Genomic DNA, 24,736 nt, shown 5'->3' with positions numbered 1-24,736 from the left:
GCAAACTACCGCACATACACACCGTCTTCGCCGAGGCGGGCGGCCGAGTCGAGCAGCATCGCCGCTTCCTGGCGCTTCTCCGACGAGTCGTCGTCGAACCGGCGACCGGCGGGCCGCTCGTACAGCGGCTTGCCGCCGGCGATCGCCGAGGCCAGCCGGCGCTGCCCCGACAGCGTGCGCTGTTCGGCTCGGCGGACGTAATCGGCACGCTGCTGCTCGCCCAGCGTCGCGAGGAACGCCTGCGGATGGACAAGAGCGATCAGACCCGACACGTGTCCGAAGCCGAGGCTGGTCACCAGACCGGCCTTGAGCGGGAACTTCTCCCCCATCCGCAGGGTCTCCCGCGGCCAGACGAAGTGACCGGAGGTGGCCATCTCGTCGTCGACGCAGTCCAGGCTCCGGTTCGGCGGGATCACGCCGTCCCGCAGGACCTGGCACAGCCCCATCATCTGGAACACTGCGGCGCCGCCCTTGCTGTGCCCGGTGAGCGTCTTCTGGCTGACGATGAACAGCGGTGCGCCGTCGGAACGGCCGAGCGAATCGGCAAGGCGCTCATGCAATTCGGTCTCGTTCGGATCGTTCGCCAGCGTCGAGGTGTCGTGCTTGTAGATCACCGAGATGTCGTCGGCGCCCACGCCCAGCTTGGCCAGCGAACGCGCCAGCACCGAGTCCCTCCCGCCGCGACCTGCGGCCAGCGCGCCGAGCCCGGGAGCCGGGATCGAGGTGTGCACACCGTCGGCGAAGCTCTGCGCATAGCCGACGACCGCCAGCACGGGCAGACCCATCTTGACCGCGAGATCGCCGCGGGCCAGCAGGATGGTGCCGCCGCCCTGCGCCTCGACGAAGCCGAGACGGCGACGGTCGTTGGCACGGGAGAACTTCCCGTCGCTGATGCCCTTCGCGCGCATCATCTGGGTGTCGGCGGTGGCCGCCATGTCACCGAAGCCGATGATGGCCTCCAGTGTCAGGTCGTCGAAACCGCCGGCCACCACCAGATCGGCCTTGCCGAGCCGGATCTTGTCGACGCCCTCCTCGACCGACACCGCCGCGGTGGCGCATGCGCCGACCGGATGGATCATCGCGCCGTAGCTGCCGATGTAGGACTGAACCACGTGCGCGGCAACGACGTTGGGCAACACTTCCTGCAGGATGTCGTTCGGCTTGGCCCGCCCGAGCAGGTTGCCGTGATACATGGTCTGCATCGACGTCATGCCACCCATGCCGGTGCCCTGTGTGGAGGCCACCATGCTCGGGTGCACCCAGCGCATCAGCTCGGTCGGGGTGAAGCCCGACGACAGGAACGCGTCGACGGTGGCGACGATGTTCCACAGCGCGACCCGGTCGATCGAATTGGCCATGTCGGGCGTGATGCCCCACACCGTCGGGTCGAAGCCGGTGGGAATCTGTGCGCCGACGGTGCGGGACAGCTTCGTCTTGCGCGGCACCCGGATCTCGGTGCCCGCCTTGCGGATCACCTGCCAGTCGCCGGAATCCGGCACCGGTCGGGCGACGGTGTGCTCGGGGTCGTAGGTGACGAACTGGCGCGCCTCCTCCTCCGAGGACACGACGAACGAGAAGTCCTTGTCCAGGAACACACTCACCAGCAGCGGCGATGCGTGGTCGGGGTCGATCGCACCGTCGTCGACGAATTCGCGGATACCGCAACGTTGCACGACGTCGTCGTGGTAACGCTCGACGAGTTCCTCCTCGGGGACGAGCTCACCGGAGGCGGTGTCGTACCAGCCCGGCTTCGGATCGTCCTCCCAGGTGATCATCCCGGTCGTCCACGCCAATTCGAGGACACCGGCCGCCGACAACTCGTTGTCGACCTCCATCTCGTAGCGGGTGCGCGACGAACCGTAGGGCCCGAGTTCGGCACCGCCGACGATGACCACCAGATCGGCGGGATCGACGTCCAAATCGTCCCACTCGGGGGCCGGCACCGGGCTGTGTCCGCGCGGCGGCGACGGCAGGGCGGCGATGGTGCCCGGGGCGGGACCGTCGACTCCCCCGTCGGCGTCGTCGGTTCCGCTGCCCGCCATGTCCTCGCGCGCCTTGGCGGCCAGCGCGGCCATGTCGAGTTCGATGTCGCCCAGACCACCGGTGAGGTCGGCCTTGATCGGCTCACGCGCGGCGGCCACCTTGGACTCGACGTCACACAGCGCCAACAACATCGAGGCCATCTCCGCGGTGGTGTACGTACGCACGCCGGCCTGCTCGACGGCGTCGACGATGGCGTCGTTGTGGCCCATCAGGCCGGTGCCCTTGGTCCAGCCGATCAACGCGTGCGCCAACGAAACCCGCTGCGCCCAGGACGATTCGGCATTCCACCGGGTCACCAGGGCGTCGAGAGCGGACTTGGACTCGCCGTATGCGCCGTCGCCGCCGAACATGCCACGGTTCGGCGAACCGGGCAGCACGACGTGTAGGCGCGAGGCGATGTCGCGTTCGGCACCGATGGACGACAGCCCGCCGATGAGCCGCTGAACGGCCCACAGCAACACCTTCATCTCCATCTCCGAGCGCGAACCAGCCTCGGACAGATCACCGGCCACCCGCGGTGCGGCGAAGGGGAACAGCAACGTCGGTGTCTGCGCGTCCTTGACGTGGATGGACTTCGGGCCGAGGCTCTCGACCTGCTCGGTGCCCACCCAGGACACCAGGGCGTCGATGTCGGAGTAAGACGCCATGTTGGCGGGCACCACCCACAGCGTCGCACCGAATCGAGCGTGGTCACGGTAGAGCTTCTTGTAGAACTCCAGCCGGGCGTCGTCGAGGCGGGACGTGGTCGCGACGACCGTCGCACCGCCGTCGAGCAGCTGGCCGACCACCGCAGCAGCAATCGAACCCTTCGACGCCCCGGTGACCACCGCGACCTCGTCGCTGTAGCGGCCGCGGCCGGGGTTCTCGGCGCCTGCGGCGATGCGGCCGAACAGCGAGGCGTGCACGTTGCGCCCCGCAGCCAGCGCCTTGCCCTGCCAGTAGTTGGCCTGCGTGGCGACGACGTGGCCGGCCCCTTCGAACCGCTCCGAGAGGTGCTGCCAGTCGGCGTCGACGTCGCCCTCCTCGGCCAGCCAGATCTTCACCAGATCCTCGCGGGCGCTGGCCCAGCGGTCGTCGAACACCACCGCCTTGCGCGCATCGAACGCCGGCGCCACCAATCGAGGCCAGTCCGAACCGAGCTCGGCGCTGACCAGGTCGATCAATTCGGCGTCGGTCGCCGATTCCGGTGCGCTGACGGCACTGTCGAGGCCGAGCTGACCCAGCACCAGGCGGGCGGCCGAGGCGAGTACGCCGTCCCGACCGGTGACCTTCTCGGCGAACTCGGTCAGCGCGGCCGAATCGACCACGCCGCCACCGGCTCCACCGGCGGAGGGCAACGACACCGTCACACCGCGGCGCCCACCCACGGCGGCGACCGCGGCGTCGATCACCTTGTCGACCGCGGCCACGTCGGCCAGCGCACCGTCGTGCAGGCCGCCCAGGCTGCCGCCGCGCACACTGCTGCCCTCGCGGGTTCCGAGTGCCACCTCGGCGGTGACGTGCTTGACCCAGCCGGGGCCCAGTTCCCATGCCTTGGTGACGCGTTCGGTGATGTAGGCGGGCCGCTTGCCCGACGGTCCGAACACGGTGCGCAGCTGGTCGTTGATCGCGTCGGTCAGCACCGGGCCGAAGGGCTTGTAGGTGCGGGCGAGCTTGGTGACCTGACCCTTGAGCGCACCGAGGTCGGCCTCGGCCGCACCGTCGATGGCGCCGAGGTTCAGCTCGGAACCGAGATCGACCAGCAGCTGGTTGCGTCGCGACGACGCCCCGTCGGTGATGGTCTCGATGGAGTCCAGCGCCTCGATCTGGTCGAGCCGCATCTTGGCCGACTGGGCGATCAGTACGACGGTCGCGTCGGCGGCGTCGAACACCAGATCGTCGGGGCGTGGGCCCGAAACCTGCCCACCCGACGGTGCGGCCGGGGCCGCAGCCGGCGCCGCCGGAGCGGACTCGGCGGCAGGCGCGGCCGGCGCCTCGGCGACATCCTCGACCGGGTCTTCGACCGGGTCCTCGTCGCTGGCGAACAGCACCGCGGCGTCGCGCTCACTGTTGAGCACCTCCACGGTGCTGTGCGAGTACTCGGGCAGCTTGAGCGTGTTGGTGGCCAAGCCGGCCACCGTCGGCGCCGACTTCACGCCGATCTCGACGAACCGCTCGACGCCCAGACCACCGGCGGCTTCCTCGATGAACAGCAGATCCTGGGTCTCGATCCAGCGCACCGGGCTGGCGAACTGCCAGGCCAGCAGCTCGATGACGATCTTGCGGCACAGCTCGCGCGGCTTCTCGTTCCGCCAGGTGTCGTAGTCGGCGAGGATCTCGTCGAGCGGCTCGGCGGGCACCAGATCGCGGATCTCCTGGATGAAGTCGCGGTCGAGCGTGAACGGCCGCGGCACCAGGTTCGGGATGTACTTGCCGATGAGCAGCGCCGGATCGGCGTCCCGCGGCATGACCCGCTCCAGCGAGCGGCGGAAATCGGCGACACCGACGCGCAGCACCGAGGAGTGGAACGGCACGTCGATCCCTGGCACCAGGATGAACGACCGCTTGCCGCCGCTGATCTCGCGACGCCGTTCGACCTCTTCCTCCAGCGCCTCGAGACCGCGGACGGTGCCGGCGATCGCGTACTGCGAACCGCGCAGGTTGAAGTTGACGATCTGTAAGAACTCTCCGGTATTCGCCGCGATCTCGGCGACGAAGTCCGTGACGTCGGCGTCGTCGAGGTCGATCTGGCTCGGCCGGATCGCGGCGAGGCGGTAGTTGGAGCGGCCCAGCTCGTCGCGCGGCACGATGTCGTGCATCTTGGAGCCGCGGTGGAACACCACCTCGAGCAGTGCCTCGAGCTCGTAGACGCCGGACACGCAGGCCAGCGCGGTGTACTCGCCGACGGAGTGACCGCAGGCGATCGCCCCCTCGACGAACGCACCCTGTTCCCGCATCTCGGCGACCTGCGCCGCCGCGACGGTGGCCATCGCGACCTGGGTGAACTGCGTCAGGTACAGCACACCCTCGGGGTGCTGGTAGTGCACGCCGGAGGCGATCAGGCTGGTCGGGTTGTCCCGCACCACGTGCAGCACCGAGAAGCCCAGCGTCTCGCGGGTGAACTTGTCGGCCGAGTCCCACACCTTGCGCGCGGCCTTGCTGCGGGCGCGGACCTCCATGCCCATGCCCTTGTGCTGGATGCCCTGGCCGGGGAAGGCGTAGACGGTCTTGGGTGCGGCCAGCCGCGCGGTCGCCGACATCACCAGAGTGTCGTCGACCTTGGCGGTCACCTCGAGCACCTCGGCGCCGAGGTCGACTCCGACGCGGTCAACGCGGACGTCGATCTGGTCGCCGGGCAGGACCATGCCCAGGAAGCGGGCGGTCCAGCCGATCAGGCGGGCCGGGGGAACGGCCCGACCATCGGTCGCGGTGACCACGTGCTGGGCGGCGGCCGACAGCCACATGCCGTGCACGATCGGCGACTCCAGACCGGCGAGCAGGGCGGCGGCCCGATCGGTGTGAATCGGGTTGTGGTCGCCGGACACCACGGCGAACGGCCGCATGTCGACGGGCGCGTCGACCGTCACGTCGCGGCGGCGCCGGCGCGGGGTGTCGGTGGTGTTCGCCGAGATCGCGCCGCCGGCCCGCAGCGGGTCGGTCAGTTCGACCGCGCCGTTGCGACCGCGGATCGCGAACCGCTCCTCGAGCGTGGCCAGCTCGGTGCCGTCGGGTCCGGTGACCGAGACCGACACCGGGACGACGCGGCCGACCTCGGTGTCGGTGGCCGTGGCCGCGGACGCGGTGACGGTCAGTTCGGCCGGCTCGCCGGGCAGCGCCGACAGCAGGTGGGCGGCGTGGTCGAGGTGAACCAGGCTGAGCAGCCCTTCGACGACGGGGAAGCCGGCGTCGGTGACTGCCGAACCGATGGCCGCGAACACGGCCGGCCAGCATCGCCCGACCAGCGCGTCGGGGACGACGGTCAGCGTCGGCGCCAGCGGTGCGCCGAATGTCGCGGTGACCCCGGTGTGGTCGGCGACCAGTTCTGGATCCCACGTCACGGTCGCGGTGGCGGTGCCGCCGTCGACCGGCGGGAGAGCATCCGGTCCGTCGACCCCGGCGGCGATGGCGAGCACGGCGCGCATCGCGGCGGCGGCGTCGTCGGTGGTCACCAGCGGCGCACCGCCGCTGCGGATGACGTCGGTGAGGGTGAAGGCGATCTCGATCCACGTACCGGACAGCGGGACGCTGAGCACGACGCGGTGCTCCCCGGCGACCTCGAGCCGAGCGCCGGTGGAGGCGTGGGTGGCGGTGCGGTTCTCGTCGCGGACCTGCCAGTCCTTGGCCGCGGCGATGCGGTGCACCGGGTTGATCGCGGTGCGCCCGGCCCACAGCACGTCGGGGGCGTCGAGGACCACGGCCAGCGGTCCGGTCACGTCGGCGCGACCCTGCCTGCGGCTGGTGACCGGTTGGGGAGCACCGTGGCCGGCGAGGACCTCGTCCACGGCGGCCTGTTCGAAGCGGTCGAGCAGCTCACCGACGGGTTCGTCCACGCGGGTGATACCCGCGACGGCCTGGGTGCCCGGAATGATGCAGACCTGATCGGCGGTGTAGCGGGCATCGTGGGCCTGCCACAGCGAGTCCGAGCGCCACCAGCGCCGGACGTCCTTGTCGATGACCGGCACGAAGTTCACCGGCTTGCCCAGCGTCTTGCACAGCTGGATGAAGAACGGCACGTCGGCGGGATGCAACTGCACCGTCTCGGCGTCCGGGTGGCGGCTCAGCAACTCCGCGATTGCCGCTTCCGGATCCTCCAGCAGATCCTCGGCGGCGAACAGCGAGTCGATCGGGCCGTGGTCGGCCGGGTGCAGGCGGGCCTCGGCGCGCTGCAGCATCTGCTGGAACCGGTCGCGCCAGGTGATGTCGAGCCACGGCGATCCGGCTTTGCTGGTGTCGGCGGTGCTGTCGCCGGCGCCGATCGCGAGCTCGACGTAGCGACGCAGCCACTGCAGATAGGTCATGTCGACGACGTCGCCGAAGTAGGGCTTGGCCGTCGCGGCCATCGCGGCGACGATCTCCTCGCGCCGCGCGGCCACCGCATCGGCGTCACCGGCGACGTCGTCCAACAGCCGCCCGCAGCGGGAGGCGGCGTTGTCGATCTCGTGGATGTCGGCGCCGAGCTGGCTGCGCCCGGAGGCCATCCCGCCCTGCGCCTTACCGGCACCGACCCAGTGCTCGGTACCGGTCGTGTCGACCAGCAATTGCTTGACCTGCGGGCTCGTGGTGGCCTCGAGCGTCGCCATCGCCGCGGTGCCGACCAGGATGCCGTCGACGGGCATCGCCGGGAATCCGTAGGTCTGCGACCACCGGCCCGACAGGTACTCCGCCGCGCGCTCGGGGGTGCCGATGCCGCCGCCGACGCAGACGGTGATGTTCGATCGCGACCGCAGCTCCGAGTATGTCGCCAGCAGCAGATCGTCGAGGTCCTCCCACGAGTGGTGGCCGCCGGCGCGGCCGCCCTCGATATGGACGATGACGGGTTTGGCCGACACTTCGGCGGCGATGCGGATGACCGAGCGGATCTGCTCGACGGTGCCGGGCTTGAACACCACGTGGCTGATGCCCAGGGTGTTCAGCTCGTCGATCAGGTCGACGGCCTCTTCGAGTTCCGGGATGCCCGCGGTGACGACGACACCGTCGATGGGCGCACCGGCCGCGCGCGCCTTCTGCACCAGTCGTTTGCCGCCGAGCTGCAGCTTCCACAGGTAGGGATCGAGGAACAGCGAGTTGAACTGGAACGTGTGGCCCGGCTCCAGCAGACCGGTCAGCTCGTCGATCCGGTCGTTGAAGATCTGTTCGGTGACCTGGCCGCCGCCGGCGAGCTCGGCCCAGTGTCCGGCGTTCGCGGCTGCGGCGACGATCTTGGCGTCCACCGTGGTCGGCGTCATGCCGGCCAGCAGGATCGGCGACCGTCCGGTGAGCCGGGTGAACTTGGTCGACAGTTTGACCGAACCGTCGGGCAGCCGCACCGCGGTCGGCGCGTAGCTCGACCAGGGCCGGGCCACCTCGGGAACGGCGCCGACGGTGAACAGGTTGCGCTGACCGCCCCGGGTGGCGGCCGGGACGATCCCCACCCCGAGACCGCGGATGACCGGCGCGGTGAGCCGGGTGAGGATGTCCCCGGGGCCGAGATCGAGGATCCAGCGGGCTCCGGCGTCGTGCAGAGCGGTCACCTCGTCGACCCAGTCGACCTGGCTGACCAGGATCGCCTCGGTCATCTGACGGGCCAGGGCGACGTCGATACCGACGGCTTCGGCCCACCGGCCGACGATGTCGATACCGTCACTCAGCCGCGGCGTGTGGAAGCCGACCTCGACGGCCACCGGCTCGAAGACCGGCGCGAAGACCGCGCCGCCGCGAACCTTGTTCTTGCGGTCGGCTTCTTCCCTCTCGGCGATCTGCGTGCAGTAGAGCTCGAAGCGGGACAGCTGTTCGGGGGTCCCGGTGATGACGACGGAGCGGCGGCCGTTGCGGATGGACAGCACGGGGGGCAGCACCGTGCGCACGTCGGCCGAGAACTCCTCGAGCAGGTCGTAGATGCGTTCGGGGTCGGCGTTGGTGACCGAGACCATGGGCGGCCGGTCGCCGAGCACGGTGATGCCGCGGCGGCGGGCGACCAGGGTGCCTGCGGCGCCGATCAGCTGGGCCAGTGCGAGCAGTTCGACGTCGCGGGCGCCGCCGGCCCGCAACGCCTCGACGGCCAGCACGCCCTGCGAATGCCCGGCGACCGCGACGGGGGGTGTTTCGGCGAGGTCCATCCCCTGACGCGCCAATGCCCGGATAGCGGCGATGTGGGTGAGCAACACGCCCGGTACGGAGACCGCGGCCGACGTGAGCTGCTTGACCGACGGGGTGGCTTCCTCTGCGGCGAGGGCGCGCACCCAGGCCAGCGGTTCGAATCCGATGGGTCGGACCACGACGAGTTCGCGGGCCACCGGCTCGAGCAATAGGTGGGCTTCGCCGGCCAGGGTGGCCAGTTCGGATTCGATGCCGGTGGAGGCCACCAACTCCTCGAGGGTGTCCAGCCAGGCGCTGCCCTGTCCGCCGAAGGCGACCGCATACGGTTCACCGGCGGTGAGTCGATCCACAAGTGCGTGGGTGGACGTGGCTGCGGACTCCTCGTCCCAGCCGGTGGACACCCTGTCGTGCTCGTAGATCGTCACGTCTTTCCCATCTCCTCTGCAGTGCTGCTGCGTATCGCTCGTCGAATGTGCGCGGTTGTCTGTGGCGGCGGCCCGGGTTCCCCCGCTGCGGGCCGACGGCGATTCGGCGTCGAATCCGGCGGGCCGTCCGTGGTCTGCACGGCACGACCGGCCCTACTAAGAGTGGCATAAGAAGAGGGGGCCAAATCGGGCCTGAAATGGTTACTGACGAGTTCTACGCTCGGGTAACCGCCCGTTGCATAACACGCCGCTCGAACCACGGATACGACCTGCGGGACAAATGTCCTGCATGCGGGTGGTTACGGTCGAGTAGCCCCAACGCCGCTGATCACAGCAGCATCGTTATCAAATCGTTACCTGTGATTCCGGTGGCGAGAAGCGCGAGGTCAGCGGCTGTATCGGGTCGACAACCCGGCCCCAAGTGTCCAGTCGCAGCGCGAGATTCCGTTCAGGAGTTTGCTGCGTTTACTTACTGATCGGTAAGGTTTTCAATCCCACGCGCCGAAATTCGGCTTGAGGATGTGGTTGACGTCCACGCCGAGTCCGGCGACCTTCCGGTTGTCGATCTCGACCTGGTGCAGGTGCGCCGCCGGGTGCGCCACCCGCCCGGGCGAACCCCAGTTGTGCTGCCAGTAGTAGGAGCCGATGCCGTCCTGGACCGCCCATTCGATGGTCTTGGAGTTGGCGTAGACCCCGACGCGCTGCCGGCCCAGCACTGACTCCCAGCCCCGGAGGAACGGCGCCACCTGTGCCTTGTACTGCTCGAAGCTGGGATCGTCGTCGATGGAGGCGTAGATCGGCGCACCGTAGGATCCGCCCGCTGCGAGATGCAGCTCCCACCCCCGCTTGGCGTGCGCCACACCGGCGGTCTGGCCGCCCAGCCAATCGGCCGTGGCCGCCTTGCCGTACTGATAGCACGACACGATCTTCATACCGCCCTGGTAGAGGTCGCGTGCCTCGGCGAGCTGGATGGGCTTGCCGAGCATCCACTGGCCGTCCGGCCTACGGTCCGAGACGTACCGGATAGCTCCGAGAGCCCCGGCGGCCCGGATGTCCGACGCCTTGAGCACGCCGGCGGCGTAGTCCAGCAGCACGCCCAGCGGCGCCGCCTGCGCCGCCGGTGCGACGACCGCGGTCAACGAGTGCAACCCGACGCCCACGCCGAGCGCCGCCGGCGCAGCGGCAGCGCATCTGAGCACGTCACGGCGGGTTAGGGACACGCCCACAGCGTACGGCGACCGCAACAACTTTCACATCGGTGCCACCGGTCACATCTGTATCACCTTTCGGCTGCCGATGCGCCGGAAGCGACGGGCCTTCCCCCTGGGTGAGTGACGTCACCGGTAAAGAATTGGTTTGAAGCCCTATGTACGGGCCACCATGGGTGCTATCCCACTACTCGGCGAAGGGTCTCGGCGTGCGCCCCTGGATCGTATGGGCCACCGGACTGCTGGCCTACATCGTCGCGGTCATGGACCGTACAACGCTGGGTGTGTCCGGACTCGAGGCGGCCGACCGCTTCGCCGCCAGCCCCAGCGTGCTCTCGACGTTCGTCGTCCTGCAAGTCGTCGTCTACGCCGCCGCGCAGGTGCCCGCAGGGGTGCTGCTGGACCGGTTCGGCTCGCGGGTGCTCATCGTCGCCGGCGCCGCACTCATGGCGAGCGGCCAGCTCACGCTTGCGGTCAGCGAGTCGCTGCCCGCGGCGATCGGTGCGCGCGCGGTGCTCGGCCTGGGTGACGCCGTCACCTTCATCTCGGTGCTGCGGCTCGTACCGCATTGGTTCGCGCCGCGGCAGATCCCGCTGGTCACCCAGTTGACCGGGATCTGTGGACAGTTGGGGCAGGTGTTGTCCGCGGTCCCGTTCCTCGCCGTGCTCGGAGCCGCGGGGTGGACCACCGCCTACTCCTCGGTGGCCGCCTTCGGGATACTCACGCTCGTCCTGGTGCTCCTACTCGTGCGGGATACGCCGGCCGGTCGGCATGTCCCCGAACCCACCGGTTCGATCCGGGAGACGCTGCGCAGCGTGACGACGGTGTGGATGCGCCCAGGAACGCGGCTGGGCTTCTTCACCCATATGGGCACGCAATTCTCGGTGACGGTGTTCGCGCTGATGTGGGGCGTGCCGTACCTGACCGCGGCCCACGAACTCTCCACGTCGCTGGCCGGTGCATTGCTGTCGATCTCCGTGCTCGCCGCGATCTCGGCCGGTGTCGCCATCGGGGTGTTCACCGGCAGGCATCCCCACCGTCGCTCCCGCTTGGTGCTCGCCATCATCGCCAGCAATGCTCTGGTCTGGACGATCGTGTTGGCCCTGCCGGGTCCTGCGCCACTGTGGCTGCTCGTCGTCCTGGTCGTGGTGATCTCGGTCGGCGGGCCCGGCTCGATGGTCGGGTTCGACTTCGCCCGCACCTTCAACCCGAGTTCGACCCTCGGCACCGCCCAGGGCATGGTCAACATGGGCGGCTTCCTGGCCTCGCTGCTGGTGATGCAGGCGATGGGGCTGATCCTCGAGGCGACCGGCGGCTATTCGTTCGACTCGTTCCGGATCGCGTGGACGGCTCAGTACGCCGTCTGGCTGTTCGCCACCGCCGGCATCCTCATCACCCGGCGCAAGACCCGCCGGCGCATGCGGCTGGAACAGGAACAGTTGCTGCTCGAAGGTCTCGACCGACTGGATGTCACGCCCGACAACCGGTGACTATCAGCGATTCTGCGCGGACTCGCGGCGGTTGGCCTTCTTGATCGCCGCCACCAGCTCGTCCTTGCTCATGGTCGAGCGCCCCGAGATGTCCAGCCGCCGGGCGACGTCGACGAGGTGCTTCTTCGACGCGTTGGCGTCGACGCCCTCGGCGGTCTGCCCCTTGGCATTCGGCCCGCCACTCTCGGCCCGCTGATCGGACGGCCCCTTCTTGCCTTTGCGCTCCCAGTGGTCGCCGACCTTCTCGTAGCTGTGCTTGAGTGCGCTGTAGGCGACGCGATGGGCCCGCTCACCCTCGCCGTACTCCTGCGCCGCCGAATCGTGCGCCTTGGCGAACGTACGCTGCGCTTTGGCTTCGGACTTCTTCAACGTGCTCGGAAGCTCGTCCTTCTTGGCCTTACCGTTCTTGGTGGTCTTCGGCATCGTGGACTCCTGGCCTCGAATCGGTCCGCCCGGTGTTCTGTGGAACTACCCGGCCACCGCCGGGCACAAACCGCCGAGCCGACCACTCGCCGGCCAGCACCATCACCACCGGTGCCGCCGCGGTGATCAGCAGGCTCCAGGTCATCGGGGTACCGGCGGCGGCCGTCACCGCCGAGATCGCCGCGACCACCGCGGTGAGTGCCGCCGCGACCAGCGTGGTTCGCGCAGCGGGCGCGCCGAGCAACGCCTGCACCACCGCGATCAGCAGGACATACAACCCCACCGGTACGGCCACCGACAGTACGGTTCCGGTGGCTCCCAGCTCGGAATGGTGCTCGATGTAGTACGCCGCCGCATGCAGACCCGCACCCGTGGCCACGATCGCTCCGAAGACGAGGATGTGCAGATAGCCGAAGGAGAACGAGCGATCGCGCCGCGAGTGCAGCAGCTCGCCGAACGGGACGGCGAAATACACCCACCACATGCCGAAGGTCAGCGCGGTACCCGCCATGACGATCAACACGGCATCGGCGGACCAGCCCTGCGCGCCGACGACCGCCGACAGGGACGCCACCGTGCCGACCACGCCCTCGCCGAGGGCGATGATCGCCAGCAATCCGTACCGCTCGGCGATGTGGTGGGCATGCCACGGTGTGCCGCCCATCCGACGCTCACCGAGATAGGGGCCCAGCATCTCCACGCACACCAGCACCGCGGCGATGAGCAGGCTGACCGCCACCGAGGTGTCGATGAAGATCGAGGCGATCCACCCGACCTGGGCGGTGGCGACGGCAGCGGCGTAGGCACGGCAGGCCCTCCGGCGCAGCGGATCCTGCCTGGCGGCTCGCAGCCACTGGCCCACCAGCGCGACGCGCATGACCACGTACCCGGCGACCACCAGGCGGTTGTCGAGATGACCGCCGTGATCGATCGACGCGAACATCTGCGGCAGCCCGAGCGCCAGGATGAGCACACCGACCATCTGCACCATGGTCGACAGCCGATAGACCCAGTCGTCGGTGTCGTAGGCCGAGGCGAACCAGCTGAAGTTGATCCACGCCCAGCTGATCGCGAACGTGGCGAAGGCGAACGCCATCAGCCCGCCGGCGATGTGTTCCTCGGCCAGCGCGTGGGCGAACTGGGCAGCGGCCACCCCGAAGGCGATCACGAAGGTGAGGTCGAACAGCAGTTCCAGCGGCGTCGCGGCGCGGTGGGGTTCGTGCGGGTCCCGGCCCTGCATCGGGCGCAGCCGGCGTGCCGTGGTCATCGTCTCGGTCCTGGGAACACCGTCACATGAAACCAGCCCGGATCGTTGGTCGGGGTCGGGTGTGACTAGACCGGATCGAACGACGAGATCAGCCAGGTGCCGTCGAGCTTGGTCAGGCCGACCTTCACCGCACTGGCCGCATACGCGCCGTCCGGATTCTCCTTGCTGGTGGTTGTCTGGTTGATGAACAACAACACCTGGGCCGAATCCGGCTGCAATTCCGACACCGCCGCCTGCACCACCGCGGCATTGGTCTTGACCTGCTTGTCCTTGGCCGCGGGAGTGACGATGTCCTGGGTGAATTTGGTGTAGTAGTCCAAGAATTCACCGGTCAGCTTGGCCTTTGCTGCCGCGAAGTCCTGATCGAGCGTATCGGGCGAATACGTGAGAAGGGCGATCGAGCCCTGCGTCGCCGCGTCGAGGGCGACCTTGCGCGCGTCGTCGTTCGTCTGCTGATCGGGCCGGTATTGCATGAAGTACAGGCCGGCTGCCAGCCCGAGCGAGGCGACCAGCGCCACCGCGGCCGCCACCACCCCGAGGTGAATTCTGCGCCGGCGGCGCGTGGGGGCCTCCGCGTCGGCCGCCTCACCGGTGTCGGATCCGGTTGTCTCGAGGTCGTCTTGGGCGGTCATGGCACGAACTCCACTTTCGACATCTTGATCTGGTCGCCGTCGCGTTCCAGGTCCACGGCCAGCCGCCAGGAGCGCGGGTCCTGGCGGGCGCCGGTGGCGTTGGTGACGCGGGAGGTCGCCGATACCAGGACGACGGCGGTGTCGTCGGTCATCTGTTTGACGGCGGTGGAGTTGACGGTCACTTCGGTGACGACCTTCGACTGCTGGGCCACCTGCGCGAACGCCTGCGCCTGCGCCTCGAACTCCTCGCGGAACTGGCCGGTGGAGTTGTCGATGATCCGCTTGACGTCCTCTTCGGCCTTGTTGAAGTCCAGGGACATCAGCGTGACAACACTCTGCCGGGCCGCGGCGGAGTACTCGGCCCGCTGCTGCTGTTCGGCGACGTGCTGACGGTGGCTGTAGATCATGTAACCGCTGACCGCCAGCGCGACGACGGTCAGCAGGCTCAGCACAGCGATGGCCACCCGAGACCATCTCGGCCGTGCGAGGCGGATGCGACGCGTGCGCGTGGGGTTCTTCGCGGGCTCTGGTTCCGGGTCGGCGGCGGTGTTGATTCCGACCGGCTCGACGTGAACGCCCGCGGGCTCGGGTTCAGCCGTCTCCTCGGCTGCCGATAGGACGTCGGTGGCCGCCGGTGCGCCGTTGGACACGGTGGCGGCCGCCGCGGCTTCGCGACGCAGCCGGATCGCGCGCGCCCTGGCCCGCGCGGCGGCAGCGATGGCCTCGGCTTCGGCGGCCTCGGCTTCCGCTTCCTCCGCCAGCGCCAGCGCATCCGCGGCGGCGGGCGCCGGCGTGGACGGTGTGACGTCTTCGACCGGCTGGGGGGCACGGTCAGCGTCGAGCACCGATGCCCGGCGCCTGAATGACGGCACGGCGACCTCCTTGTCGGTGTGCAACTCGATGAGAATGCCGTTCTTCATTTTTGAGTATGCGATTGACGATACCGCATCACAACGGCCGGATTGCCAGCCTTTTCGCAGCTAGGCGCGGTCAGTCGCTGGGCGACCGCTCAGCCGGGGCGGTGACGGAGTGCCTCAGCAAGACGTCCTTCATCACCTTGCCGGTGGCGTTCAACGGTAGCTGTCCGAGGAACTCCACGGAGCGAGGCACCTTGTATCCGGCCATCCGATCTCGGCTCCACGCGATCAGCTCGTCGGCGGACAGGCCGGCAGCGTCGCGGCGCAGCACGACGAACGCCTTGCCCACCTGCCCCATCCGCTCGTCGGGCACCCCGATTACAGCGGCCTGCGCGACGGCCGGATGCTCGAGCAGGAAACCCTCGATCTCGGCGGGATAGGCGTTGAATCCGCCGACGATGAACATGTCCTTCTTGCGCCCGACGATCCGCAGCCGGCCCCCGTCGTCGAACGTGCCGAGATCGCCGGTGTGCAGCCAGCCGTCGGCGTCGATCGCCTCGGCAGTCGCGGCGGGGTCGTCCAGATAACCCTGCATGACGCTGTAGCCGCGCACGAGTACCTCGCCGTCTTCGGCGGTCCGGACCTCGATGCCGTCACACGCAGTGCCGACCGTGGTGGCGATGTCTTCGAACGAGTCCCCCGGGCGCGAAAGTGTCGCGGTGCCGGCCTCGGTCAGCCCGTAGCCGGTGGCGAGCGTCTGAAAGGGCAGTTCCTCGAGCACCCGCCGGATCAGCTCCACCGGGATGTCGGCCGCGCCGGTGACACCGGCCCGCAGGGTGGCCAGCCGGCGCTTGTCCGGCACCGCGAGCAGCGAGTGGTACAGCGTCGGCGGGCCCGGCAGCATGGTGACCTTCTCGCGCTCGATGAGATCGACCACATGGTCGACGTCGAACACCGCCACCGGCAGGATCGTCGCCCCGCGGATCAGCGACGCAATGGCGCCCGCCTTGTAGCCGAAGGTGTGGAAGAACGGGTTGACCACCAGATAGCGGTCGCCTTGGCGGAGGTCGGCCAGCTCGCACCACTCGGTGTACATCCGCAGCGTCTGTCGGTGGTTCATCATCACGCCCTTGGCACGGCCCGTGGTGCCGGAGGTGTAGATGATGTCGGCGATGTCGTCGCCGCTCACCTGCCGCTCGAATGGTGCACCCGCATCGAGGAATTCCGAGCTCAATTCAATCGTCGGTACCCCGGGCGGGCCCTGATAGTCCTGCCCGAGAAAACTCTTGCGGACCAGCACCGCCTTGGCACCGCTGCGACGGATGACGTCGGCGGCCTCGTCGGCCTTGAATCGGGTGTTGACCGGCACCACGACGCCGCCGGCGGTGAGCAGCCCGAACGCGGCGATGATCCACTCGGCGCAGTTGGGCGCCCAGATCGCAATTCGGTCACCCTTGTCGACACCGGCGTCGCGGAAGGCCCCTGCCGCCCGGCGCACCCGGTCGGTGAGTTGGGCGAAGGACAGCCGCAGCGGACCGTCGACGATCGCTTCGGCGTCGCCGAACCGGTCCGCTGCGCTCAGCACCATCTCGGGAATGGTGTCCCAGACCGGTACGTACGTCATCGGCGCGTCAGGTCGTGACGAGGCGCCCCAGGTTGCCACCCATGATCTTCGCCTGGTCCTCGACGGACAGGTGCTCGAGCGCGGTGACGTAGTGCGTCGGTTCGGCCAGCCCCTCGGGGTGGGGCCAGTCGGAACCGTAGAGCACCTGGTCGACGCCGATCAGGTTGATCAGATCGTCGATGCCTTCCTCGTAGAACGGGCTGACGTAGATGCGGTTCTTGATCTCCTCGATCGGGTTGCCGAGGAACGCTTCGGGAGCCTTCTTGTACACCTCGGCCATCGAATCCAGGAGCGGGAACATCCATTTCGAGCCCGCCTCGACGATGCCGACCTTGAGCGTCGGGAAGCGGAACAACGCACCGTGGATGACCCAGGAGGCGACCGCATCCTGGATCGGGCGCCACTCGTTGAGGATCGACATCGCGTTGGTCTGGAAGGGCAGCATCTCCTGCGCAGCGCCGTCCCACTCGGAGGTGTAGCGCGAGTAGCCGCTGTCCGAGGAGTGCATCCCGACGAAGATGTCGTGGTGCACGACCCGCTCCCAGAACGGGTCGAACTCGGGCAGCGCGAACGAGCGCGGGCCGCGGAACCCGGGCACCGGGGCGGGACGGATGAGGATGGCGCGAGCGCCGCGCTTGACCGCCCACTCGAGTTCCTCGATCGCCTTCTCGACGATGGGCAGGGTGATCACCGGGGTGGTGAAGATACGGTTCTGGTAATTGAAACCCCAGACCTCGTGCAGCCACTCGTTGAGCGCGTGGATGAGGACGTGGATGGCGACCGGGTCGTCGGAGAGCCGCTCCTCGATGAGGCTGGCCAGCGTTGGGAACATCAGCGAGCGTTCGATGCCCAGTTCGTTCATCTTCTCGATGCGGGGTTCGGGCTCGAAAAACGCAGGAATCGCCCGCATCGGCTCACCGAACAGTTCGCGCTTGCTCTTTCCGTCCGGGTTGCCGAACTTGAAGTACTCCTCCCACGCACCCGGCTTGGCGACCACCGAGAACGTCGGGTTCGGAATGTAATTCGAGATCTGCCCCTTGAGGGCGATCTTGGTGCGGCCATTGACCTCGACGTACTGGACGACGTCCTTGTACTCCTTGGGGAGGTACTTGGTCATCGCCTCGGGCGGCTCGTAGAGGTGATTGTCGGCATCGAACAGCGGGAAGGGGATGTCGACGCGGTGCGAAAGCTGACCCATTGGAACTCTCCTTATCCTCTTGCGAGAATCCTATTCTCCTGAGGTCACCGTAACAAGAATCTAGGCTTGGGTGGTAATGACGTTCTCACGCAGCGTCCGGCGCACCTGGAACTTCTGGACCTTGCCGCTCGCGGTACGCGGGAAATCATTGTCGGCGGACACTCGGTGCAGTTCCTCTGGCCACTTCTGGCGAGCCACGCCCATAGCCTCGAAATGCGCGCGCACGGCGTCCAGAGTCGGCATCGCTGCGCCGGCCCGCAGCCGCAGCACGGCCGCCGTCCGCTCGCCCAACCGCGCATCCGGCGCGGCGACCACCACAGCCTCGGCGACCTCTGGCATCGCCAGCAGCACCTCCTCGACCTCGAGCGCGCTGATGTTCTCCCCGCCACGGATGATGATGTCGGCCTTGCGGTCGGTGATGGTGAGGTAACCGTCGTCGTCGAGTGTCCCGATGTCGCCGGTGTGGTACCAGCCGTCGGCGTCGAACGCCGTGGCCGTCAGCGCATCGTCGGTGTAGCCGAGGCAGAGATCCGGACCGCGCGAGAGGATTTCACCCTCGTCGGTGAGCCGGATCTCCACCCCCGGGCGGGGGTCGCCGTCGGTGTAGAGGCGCTTGTCCTCCGGGGCGGTGGGCCGGGATCCGGTGATCGACGGATGTTCTGTGCTGCCGTAGGAGCGGAACACGAACAGTCCCAGATCGGCGAGCCGGCGGGTGACCGCCGCCGGAACCGTCGAGCCGCCCAGCCCGACCGTCGAGAAGTGCTTCACGTGCTCGGGGCGGCAGTCCGGATGGTCGAGCAGACTGGTGACGAAGTAGGGCGGCCCACCGCCGATCGACAAGCCCTCGTGCTCGATCAGATCGAGTACCGCGCCCGGGTCCCAGACATCGGCCAGGTCGATCGGCGATCCCTCCAGCACAGGGATCAGGAACGCGCCGACCATGCCGATGAAGTGCCCCACGGGGGTGGCGGTGAGCTGACGGCCCCGGTCGGGCGGATAGTTCGACAGCAGCTGGCGGGTTTCGAACACCAGAGTCTGATGGCTGTGCACCACGCCTTTGGGCGCGCTGGTGGTCCCCGAGGTGAACGCGTAGAGCGCCGGCCCGGCGGGGTCGGTGGCCAGCGTGCCCGGCATCGGTTCGTCGGCGAGGAGCTCCTCGAACGTCTGCCCGACCAGGCCGACGATCGGGATGTCCGCGCACAGGTCCGGCTGGAACCGCATGCGGCCGAACTCCTCGGTGGTGAGGAGCACCGTGGGCCGGACCGATTCGACGATGTGGGCGAGCTCGCGCCGGCCGTAGAAATGCACGATCGGCACGGTCACCGCGCCGAGGAATGCCGAGGCCCAGAACGCGGCCGCAGCCTCCATCCAGTTCGGCAGCTGCAGCGCCACCACGTCGCCGGGCCCGACGCCACGCTCCCGCAGGCCCGCCGCCAATCGACGCGCGGTCCGCTCGACCTCGCCGAACGACCCGTGATACGGCCGAACAGCCGAGTGCACGTGGAACGTCGCATCCGGCGTGCGAGCCAGGCCGTCGGCCAGCAATCCGCCCAGGGTCTCCTGCGTCCACCACCCCTCCGCCTCGTAGCGCTTCTTCAGCTTCTCGGGGATGTCTCGCATATGCGCCGCAGCTCCTCAACTTGTCACGCGATGCTATTCTCCGCAACCGAGAATGCCAATACCGCGACGGGAGAACCAAGAGTGGTCGAACTCGAATCAGACGACGGTTTGGCGATCATCACCATCAACCGGCCGCAGGCCCGCAACGCCATCTCGCTCGACACCATGGGCGAGCTCGAGCAGACACTCGACCGCGTCGAGGGGGCCAGGGCCCTGGTGATCACCGGCGCCGGCGACCGCGCCTTCGTCTCCGGCGGCGACCTCAAGGAACTCAGCGCACTGCGTACGGTCGACGAGGCCGCGGCGATGGCGCGACGCATGCGCTCGATCTGCGACCGGCTGGCGAGTTTCCCCGGCCCGGTGATCGCCGCGCTCAACGGACACGCGCTGGGCGGCGGCGCGGAATTCGCTGTTGCCGCGGACATCCGGCTCGCCGCCGAGGACATCCGGATCGGCTTCAATCAGGTGACGCTGGAGATCATGCCCGCGTGGGGTGGCGCGGAACGGCTGGCCGCACTGGTCGGGCGCGGCCGCGCGCTGCTGCTCGCCGGCACCGGCCGGATTCTCGACGCGGCCGCAGCGGAGCGGATCGGGCTCGTCGACGCGGTATTGCCGCGGTCCACTTTCGACGCGGAGTGGCGAGCCGTCGCCCGCCAGTTGGCTTCCCGCCCGGCCGGCCAGATCAAGCGGGTGATCACGGGCGCCTCCCCAGACGAGGCGGTGGACGCGTTCGCCCGGCTGTGGGTGTCCGACGCCCACTGGGAGGCCGCCGACAGGGTGATGAAGCGGGCGCGGTGAGACCACCGATCGGAGCAATCGGGGGCGGCCGCGCCGCTGCGCGACATATATTGCCGACCAGCTGCTTTCGGCGGACGGAGGAGACGTGAAGAGACTCGCCCTCGGCCTCGCACTCGTAATGGCTGCGCTGGCGCAGGCGCCCGCCGCACAGGCCGAGATGAACATCGGCAACTACGAGGTGCACTGGTCGCGGCCGTGGGACTTCCATACCTACATCGTCGAGTTCACCCCGTGCTATGAGCCGACGGGCCGGGACACGATTCCCGGGTGCCGCAAGGCCAGCATGAATCCCCGCCCGATCGCCAAGGCGACACAGTGGTACTCCGAGGCGCATCTGATCGACGGCCGCTGGGTGCTCGAGGTCGACAACGCGTTCGGGCTGAGCTGCGGTGGCTATTACGGCCCGAGCGTGCCGACCCGCGACGTCTACACCTGGGATGACGTCACCCTCGGCGGCACGATGACGTCGTCGTACGCGCACGGTCCGTGCGGGGAACCGGCGGGCAGCGTGACCTACCCCTTCTCCTTTGTTCGCTACTGAACCGTCCGGCCGTTCTCTGTAGACGAGAATGCCATTCTCGGATATCGTCACCTCGTGTCGAGCACACAGAAGGCCCTCGCGCCCGAGATCTCCACCTGGCCGGACGAGAATCCGCAACTGATCGGCAGTCGGTGCGGCGCCTGCGGCGCCACGGCTTTCCCGGTCCAGCAGTACTGCCCGCGGTGCAGCAGCCCGGACATGTCCGAGCTCAAACTCCCCCGGCGTGGCACCCTGATCGCCTGGACCACGCAGGGCTTCCCGCCGGGTGCGCCCTACCAGGGCCCCACGGGCAAGGACTTCGTCCCGTTCGGGGTGGGGCTGGTGCAGCTCGAAGACCTGATCCGGGTCGAAGGCCGGCTCACCGAGAACGACCCGGCCAAGCTCCGGTTCGGCCAGGAGGTCGAACTCACCATGATTCCGTTCACCACCGACGCCGACGGCAACGAGATCGTCACGTTCGCCTTCCAGCCGTTGTGAGACAGAGGATTTCGCGAAATGACGAACGACGTTGCCATCATCGGAGTCGGCCTGCACCCGTTCGGCCGGTTCGACAAGACCGCCATGCAGATGGGCGCCGAGGCGATCCAGCTGGCGCTCACCGACGCCGGGGTCCAATGGAGGGACATCCAGTTCGGCTTCGGCGGCAGCTATGAGGTCTCGAACCCCGACGCGGTCACACGCCTCGTCGGGCTGACCGGCATCACCTTCACCAACGTCTTCAACGCCTGCGCCACCGCGGCCAGCGCGATCCAGCAGACGGCCGACACCATCCGCCTCGGCAAGTACGACATCGGCATCGCGATCGGCCTCGACAAGCACCCCCGCGGTGCGTTCACCGACGATCCGGCCAAGCTGGCGCTGCCGCAGTGGTACGCCAACAACGGCCAGTTCGTCACCACCAAGTTCTTCGGCATGAAGGCCAACCACTACATCCACAAGCACAACATCTCCGAGGAGACGCTGGCGCGGGTGGCCAACAAAAACTTCCGTAACGGCGCGCTGAACCCGAATGCATTTCGGCGCAAAGAAATATCGGTCGACGAGATCATGGCGTCGCCGGTGCTGAACTATCCGCTGCGGCAGTACATGTTCTGCGCTCCGGACGAGGGCGCGGCCGCGGTCATCATGTGCCGGGCCGACATCGCCCACCGGTTCACCGATAAACCGGTCTACGTCAAGGCCAGCGAGATCCGCACCCGCACGTTCGGCGCCTACGAGGTGCACGCGACATCCGCCCCGCTCGACGAGGACGCGTCCCCGACCGTCTACGCCGCACGGGCGGCTTACGAGACGGCCGGCATCGGGCCCGAGGACGTCGACATCGCCCAGCTACAGGACACCGACGCGGGCGCGGAGGTGATCCACATGGCCGAGACGGGGCTGTGCGCGGACGGCGAGCAGGAGAAGCTGCTCGCCGACGGGGCGACCGAGATCCACGGTTCGATCCCGGTCAACACCGACGGCGGTTTGATCGCCAACGGCGAGCCGATCGGCGCGTCCGGGCTCCGGCAGGTGCACGAACTGGTGCGCCAGCTGCGCGGCGAGGCCGGCGAACGTCAGGTGCCGGGCGAGCCGCGGGTCGGTCTCGCGCAGGTATACGGCGCCCCGGGCACCGCTTCGGCAACCATCCTCTCGCTGTAGCGCAGGCGGATCGCGTCCTGCGGCGATCGCGTTGAGGATCGCCCAGCCATTGCTCGCAAAGTAGCCGATCGGCTAGTCTAGGCCGGGTGCAGTACATCGCCGAGGTCGAGGACTCCCCGCAGACGGCCAACATCAAGACCCAGCGGATCGCCCTGTGGTCGGGTCTGACCGCCGGGATGGTCCTACTCGTCGCCTTCGTCGCTTTCCCCGGCTTCTTCCCGCCGATGTCGCCCCAGATGTCCGCGGCCGAGGTCGGAGACTTCTATCGCGACAACGCGGCAAGCACGCGCTTCACGATGATCACCTGGAACCTCTGCGGCATCATGCTGCTGCCGTTCTTCGCGGTCATCGTCGTGCAGATGAAGCGGATGACGACGCAGAGCCACGCGCTGGCCTACTGCTATCTGACCGCCGTGGTCAGCGGTGCCACGGTTTTCGCGCTGGCCGACATCTTCTTTCTCGTCGCCGCCTTCCGCCCCGACCGCAGTCCGGAATTGGTCCAGTTGCTCAACGACCTGGCGTGGATCACCTTCGTCGCTCCGGTCGGCATGCTGGTCGGCCAGAATCTCCTTCTGGCCCTGGCGATCTACCTGGACCGCGGAGCGGCACCGGTGTTCCCGCGGTGGGCGGGCCACCTCTCGCTGCTCACCGGGCTCGCGATGGCGCCGGCCGCCGGCGCGGCCGTCTTCACCAGCGGTCCGTTGGCCTGGAACGGCGGCGTGTCGTTCTGGCTGCGGGCCGTCGCGTTCGTGTGCTTCGTGGCGGTGATGTTCGTGGTGCTCAACCGGATCCTGCGCCGGCAGGCGATCGCCGAGGGTGTCGCCCGGTGAGTGCCGTCGTCGCCCCCGGCGCCACGTCGCCGAGCCGGGCCGCGGCCGGGCCGGCCAACAAGCGCGACATCTCGATCGTGTTCTGGATCGTTCCCGCGTTCTACGGCGCGTTCGGCCTGATCTTCTTCGCCCTGGCCCGCGTGATGCCGCCGCCGCGCCCGGACATGACCATCCCCCAGCAGGTCGACTTTCTCACGCAGCACTCGAGCACCATCCAAATCGGCTTCGGCGTTCTGATCCTGATCATCGGCGGCGCGGGCGTCGCCAACGGCATCGTCGTCTACCACATGAAGCGGATGACGGCCGGTTCGGTGGGCGCATACATCTACCTGGGCGGCATGGCCGTGGGTGCGCTCCCGGGCTGTCTACTGGTCGCGTTGTGCTTCCTCACCGCGGTCTACCGGCCCGACCGTGACCCGGAACTCCTCGCCCTGCTCTACGATTTGGGCTGCCTGTCCTACGTCGGGTCTCTGGGCTGTTTCACCGCAGCCTATTTCGGCTTGGCGATCGCGATCCTCTACGACCGCAATGAGATCTTTCCGAAATGGCTGGCCTACGTGACCATCTGGCAGATCGTCACCGAGATCATCGCGGTCCCGGTCTTCGTATTCAAGGCGGGTCCGTTCGCCTGGAACGGGTCGATGTCGTTCTGGACGGGTGTGGTGGTGTTCGGGTTCTGGCTGTCCTGCGTGATCTTCTTCCTCAAGAAAGCCAACGAACGTCAGCCAGTCGGCGAGACGGTGGACTGATCCGATGACCGACATCCGGCAGCCGGTCCTGGCCGCGTCCGACGGCGAAGGGACACAGCGGAACACGCACCTACCTGCCGATGGCGCGATGTGGGTGATGGTGCTCGGCGACCTCATCATCTTCGGCGCGTACTTCGTCATCTTCATGGTGCACCGGGCGATGAAACCCGAATTGTTCCTCGCCGACCAGCAACATCTCAATCTCACCATCGGCGTCGTCAACACCCTTGTGCTGCTGACGAGTTCGTGGTTCGTCGCCCGCGCCGTGCAGACCGCGCGGGTGGGTGATCACGCTGCGGCGGTACGACTGACGATCGCGGGTGGCGCCTGCGGGGTGCTGTTCATCGCGATCAAGGCCTACGAATGGTCGGCCAAGGTCGCGGCTGGACAGACCATGCCGAGCAGCGAATTCTTCGGCTTCTACTACATGCTGACCGGCGTGCACCTGTTCCATGTCGCACTCGGGTTGCTGATCCTCGGCGTCGTGATCCGCGAATTGCGCAAGCCACACCGGCGCCGGATGTCGATGATCGAGTCGGGCGCCACCTACTGGCACATGGTGGATCTGCTCTGGGTCGTCATCTTCGGCCTGCTCTACGTGATGAGGTGACGGCGA

Annotated in this window: 17 protein-coding genes; 8 read left to right on the top strand and 9 right to left on the bottom strand. The window is 68.2% G+C overall.

The annotated features are described in order from the left end of the window. Positions 1–5: 5 nt before the first annotated feature. Both ACN27E_RS00695 and ACN27E_RS00690 read right to left on the bottom strand, forming a co-directional pair. Positions 6–9,242: a fatty acid synthase subunit beta domain-containing protein gene (locus tag ACN27E_RS00695; protein ID WP_422746107.1), complete on the bottom strand. Its 9,237-nt coding sequence runs from the start codon at positions 9,240–9,242 to the stop codon at positions 6–8. A gap of 488 nt (positions 9,243–9,730) precedes the next feature. Further along, the gene (locus tag ACN27E_RS00690; protein ID WP_422746105.1) at positions 9,731–10,462 is read right to left on the bottom strand and encodes a DUF1906 domain-containing protein; all 732 of its coding nucleotides are present in this window, start codon (positions 10,460–10,462) and stop codon (positions 9,731–9,733) included. Positions 10,463–10,659: 197 nt separating this feature from the next. On the opposite strand from ACN27E_RS00690, the gene ACN27E_RS00685 reads away from it, so the two are divergent. Next, positions 10,660–11,940 carry an MFS transporter gene (locus tag ACN27E_RS00685; RefSeq protein ID WP_422746103.1) on the top strand — a complete coding sequence of 427 codons (1,281 nt, stop codon included), beginning with the start codon at positions 10,660–10,662 and terminating at the stop codon, positions 11,938–11,940. A gap of 3 nt (positions 11,941–11,943) precedes the next feature. Here ACN27E_RS00685 and ACN27E_RS00680 read toward each other — a convergent pair whose 3' ends face one another. The 7 genes from ACN27E_RS00680 to ACN27E_RS00650 all read right to left on the bottom strand — a co-directional run bounded on the left by ACN27E_RS00680 (position 11,944) and on the right by ACN27E_RS00650 (position 19,561). Further along, positions 11,944–12,363 (bottom strand): ChaB family protein, encoded by a 420-nt coding sequence (locus ACN27E_RS00680; RefSeq protein ID WP_422746101.1) that lies wholly within the window; start codon positions 12,361–12,363, stop codon positions 11,944–11,946. Continuing rightward, entirely contained in the window at positions 12,338–13,630 is a 1,293-nt protein-coding gene (locus ACN27E_RS00675) for a low temperature requirement protein A (protein WP_422746099.1), read from the bottom strand. The genes ACN27E_RS00680 and ACN27E_RS00675 overlap by 26 nt, the downstream gene beginning before the upstream one ends. A gap of 65 nt (positions 13,631–13,695) precedes the next feature. Continuing rightward, positions 13,696–14,262, bottom strand: a complete 567-nt coding sequence (locus ACN27E_RS00670) for a hypothetical protein (RefSeq protein WP_422746098.1) — start codon at positions 14,260–14,262, stop codon at positions 13,696–13,698. Beyond that, complete coding sequence (locus tag ACN27E_RS00665; RefSeq protein WP_422750150.1) at positions 14,259–15,134, bottom strand: hypothetical protein; 876 nt, start codon at positions 15,132–15,134, stop codon at positions 14,259–14,261. The genes ACN27E_RS00670 and ACN27E_RS00665 overlap by 4 nt, the downstream gene beginning before the upstream one ends. Positions 15,135–15,252: 118 nt before the next feature. Next, positions 15,253–16,743, bottom strand: coding sequence for a FadD3 family acyl-CoA ligase (locus tag ACN27E_RS00660; RefSeq protein ID WP_422746096.1), 1,491 nt, complete (start codon positions 16,741–16,743; stop codon positions 15,253–15,255). Between the two features lie 7 nt (positions 16,744–16,750). Next, on the bottom strand, positions 16,751–17,941 hold the full coding sequence (locus ACN27E_RS00655; protein ID WP_422746094.1) for an amidohydrolase family protein: 1,191 nt from the start codon (positions 17,939–17,941) through the stop codon (positions 16,751–16,753). 60 nt (positions 17,942–18,001) lie between these two features. Beyond that, positions 18,002–19,561, bottom strand: coding sequence for an AMP-binding protein (locus ACN27E_RS00650; protein WP_422746092.1), 1,560 nt, complete (start codon positions 19,559–19,561; stop codon positions 18,002–18,004). Positions 19,562–19,642: 81 nt separating this feature from the next. Between ACN27E_RS00650 and ACN27E_RS00645 the strand changes: the two genes are divergently transcribed. From ACN27E_RS00645 to ACN27E_RS00615, 7 genes are all read left to right on the top strand, one after another. Then, the gene (locus tag ACN27E_RS00645; protein ID WP_422746090.1) at positions 19,643–20,359 is read left to right on the top strand and encodes an enoyl-CoA hydratase/isomerase family protein; all 717 of its coding nucleotides are present in this window, start codon (positions 19,643–19,645) and stop codon (positions 20,357–20,359) included. Positions 20,360–20,444: 85 nt separating this feature from the next. Further along, positions 20,445–20,900 (top strand): hypothetical protein, encoded by a 456-nt coding sequence (locus tag ACN27E_RS00640; RefSeq protein WP_422746089.1) that lies wholly within the window; start codon positions 20,445–20,447, stop codon positions 20,898–20,900. A 54-nt stretch (positions 20,901–20,954) separates the two neighbouring features. Beyond that, complete coding sequence (locus tag ACN27E_RS00635; protein WP_422746087.1) at positions 20,955–21,377, top strand: Zn-ribbon domain-containing OB-fold protein; 423 nt, start codon at positions 20,955–20,957, stop codon at positions 21,375–21,377. An 18-nt stretch (positions 21,378–21,395) separates the two neighbouring features. Next, positions 21,396–22,541 (top strand): thiolase family protein, encoded by a 1,146-nt coding sequence (locus ACN27E_RS00630; RefSeq protein ID WP_422746085.1) that lies wholly within the window; start codon positions 21,396–21,398, stop codon positions 22,539–22,541. Positions 22,542–22,627: 86 nt separating this feature from the next. Then, on the top strand, positions 22,628–23,371 hold the full coding sequence (locus ACN27E_RS00625) for a hypothetical protein (protein ID WP_422746083.1): 744 nt from the start codon (positions 22,628–22,630) through the stop codon (positions 23,369–23,371). Further along, entirely contained in the window at positions 23,368–24,120 is a 753-nt protein-coding gene (locus ACN27E_RS00620) for a hypothetical protein (protein ID WP_422746082.1), read from the top strand. Before ACN27E_RS00625 ends, ACN27E_RS00620 begins: the two co-directional genes overlap by 4 nt. A 4-nt stretch (positions 24,121–24,124) precedes the next feature. Beyond that, on the top strand, positions 24,125–24,730 hold the full coding sequence (locus ACN27E_RS00615) for a cytochrome c oxidase subunit 3 family protein (RefSeq protein ID WP_422746081.1): 606 nt from the start codon (positions 24,125–24,127) through the stop codon (positions 24,728–24,730). The last annotated feature ends 6 nt before the right edge of the window (positions 24,731–24,736 follow it).

Source organism: Mycobacterium sp. WMMD1722 (assembly GCF_049315205.1).
Taxonomy (GTDB): Bacteria; Actinomycetota; Actinomycetes; order Mycobacteriales; family Mycobacteriaceae; genus Mycobacterium.
This window is presented reverse-complemented; position numbering and strand designations above follow the sequence as displayed.

What these genes read in the sequence shown, in the direction of transcription:
- ACN27E_RS00660 (WP_422746096.1), bottom strand. Translation starts at nt 16,743, where the DNA reads ATGACGTACGTACCGGTCTGGGACACCATTCCCGAGATGGTGCTGAGC.
- ACN27E_RS00630 (WP_422746085.1), top strand. Translation starts at nt 21,396, where the DNA reads ATGACGAACGACGTTGCCATCATCGGAGTCGGCCTGCACCCGTTCGGC.
- ACN27E_RS00675 (WP_422746099.1), bottom strand. Translation starts at nt 13,630, where the DNA reads ATGACCACGGCACGCCGGCTGCGCCCGATGCAGGGCCGGGACCCGCAC.
- ACN27E_RS00670 (WP_422746098.1), bottom strand. Translation starts at nt 14,262, where the DNA reads ATGACCGCCCAAGACGACCTCGAGACAACCGGATCCGACACCGGTGAG.
- ACN27E_RS00680 (WP_422746101.1), bottom strand. Translation starts at nt 12,363, where the DNA reads ATGCCGAAGACCACCAAGAACGGTAAGGCCAAGAAGGACGAGCTTCCG.
- ACN27E_RS00655 (WP_422746094.1), bottom strand. Translation starts at nt 17,941, where the DNA reads ATGGGTCAGCTTTCGCACCGCGTCGACATCCCCTTCCCGCTGTTCGAT.
- ACN27E_RS00650 (WP_422746092.1), bottom strand. Translation starts at nt 19,561, where the DNA reads ATGCGAGACATCCCCGAGAAGCTGAAGAAGCGCTACGAGGCGGAGGGG.
- ACN27E_RS00615 (WP_422746081.1), top strand. Translation starts at nt 24,125, where the DNA reads ATGACCGACATCCGGCAGCCGGTCCTGGCCGCGTCCGACGGCGAAGGG.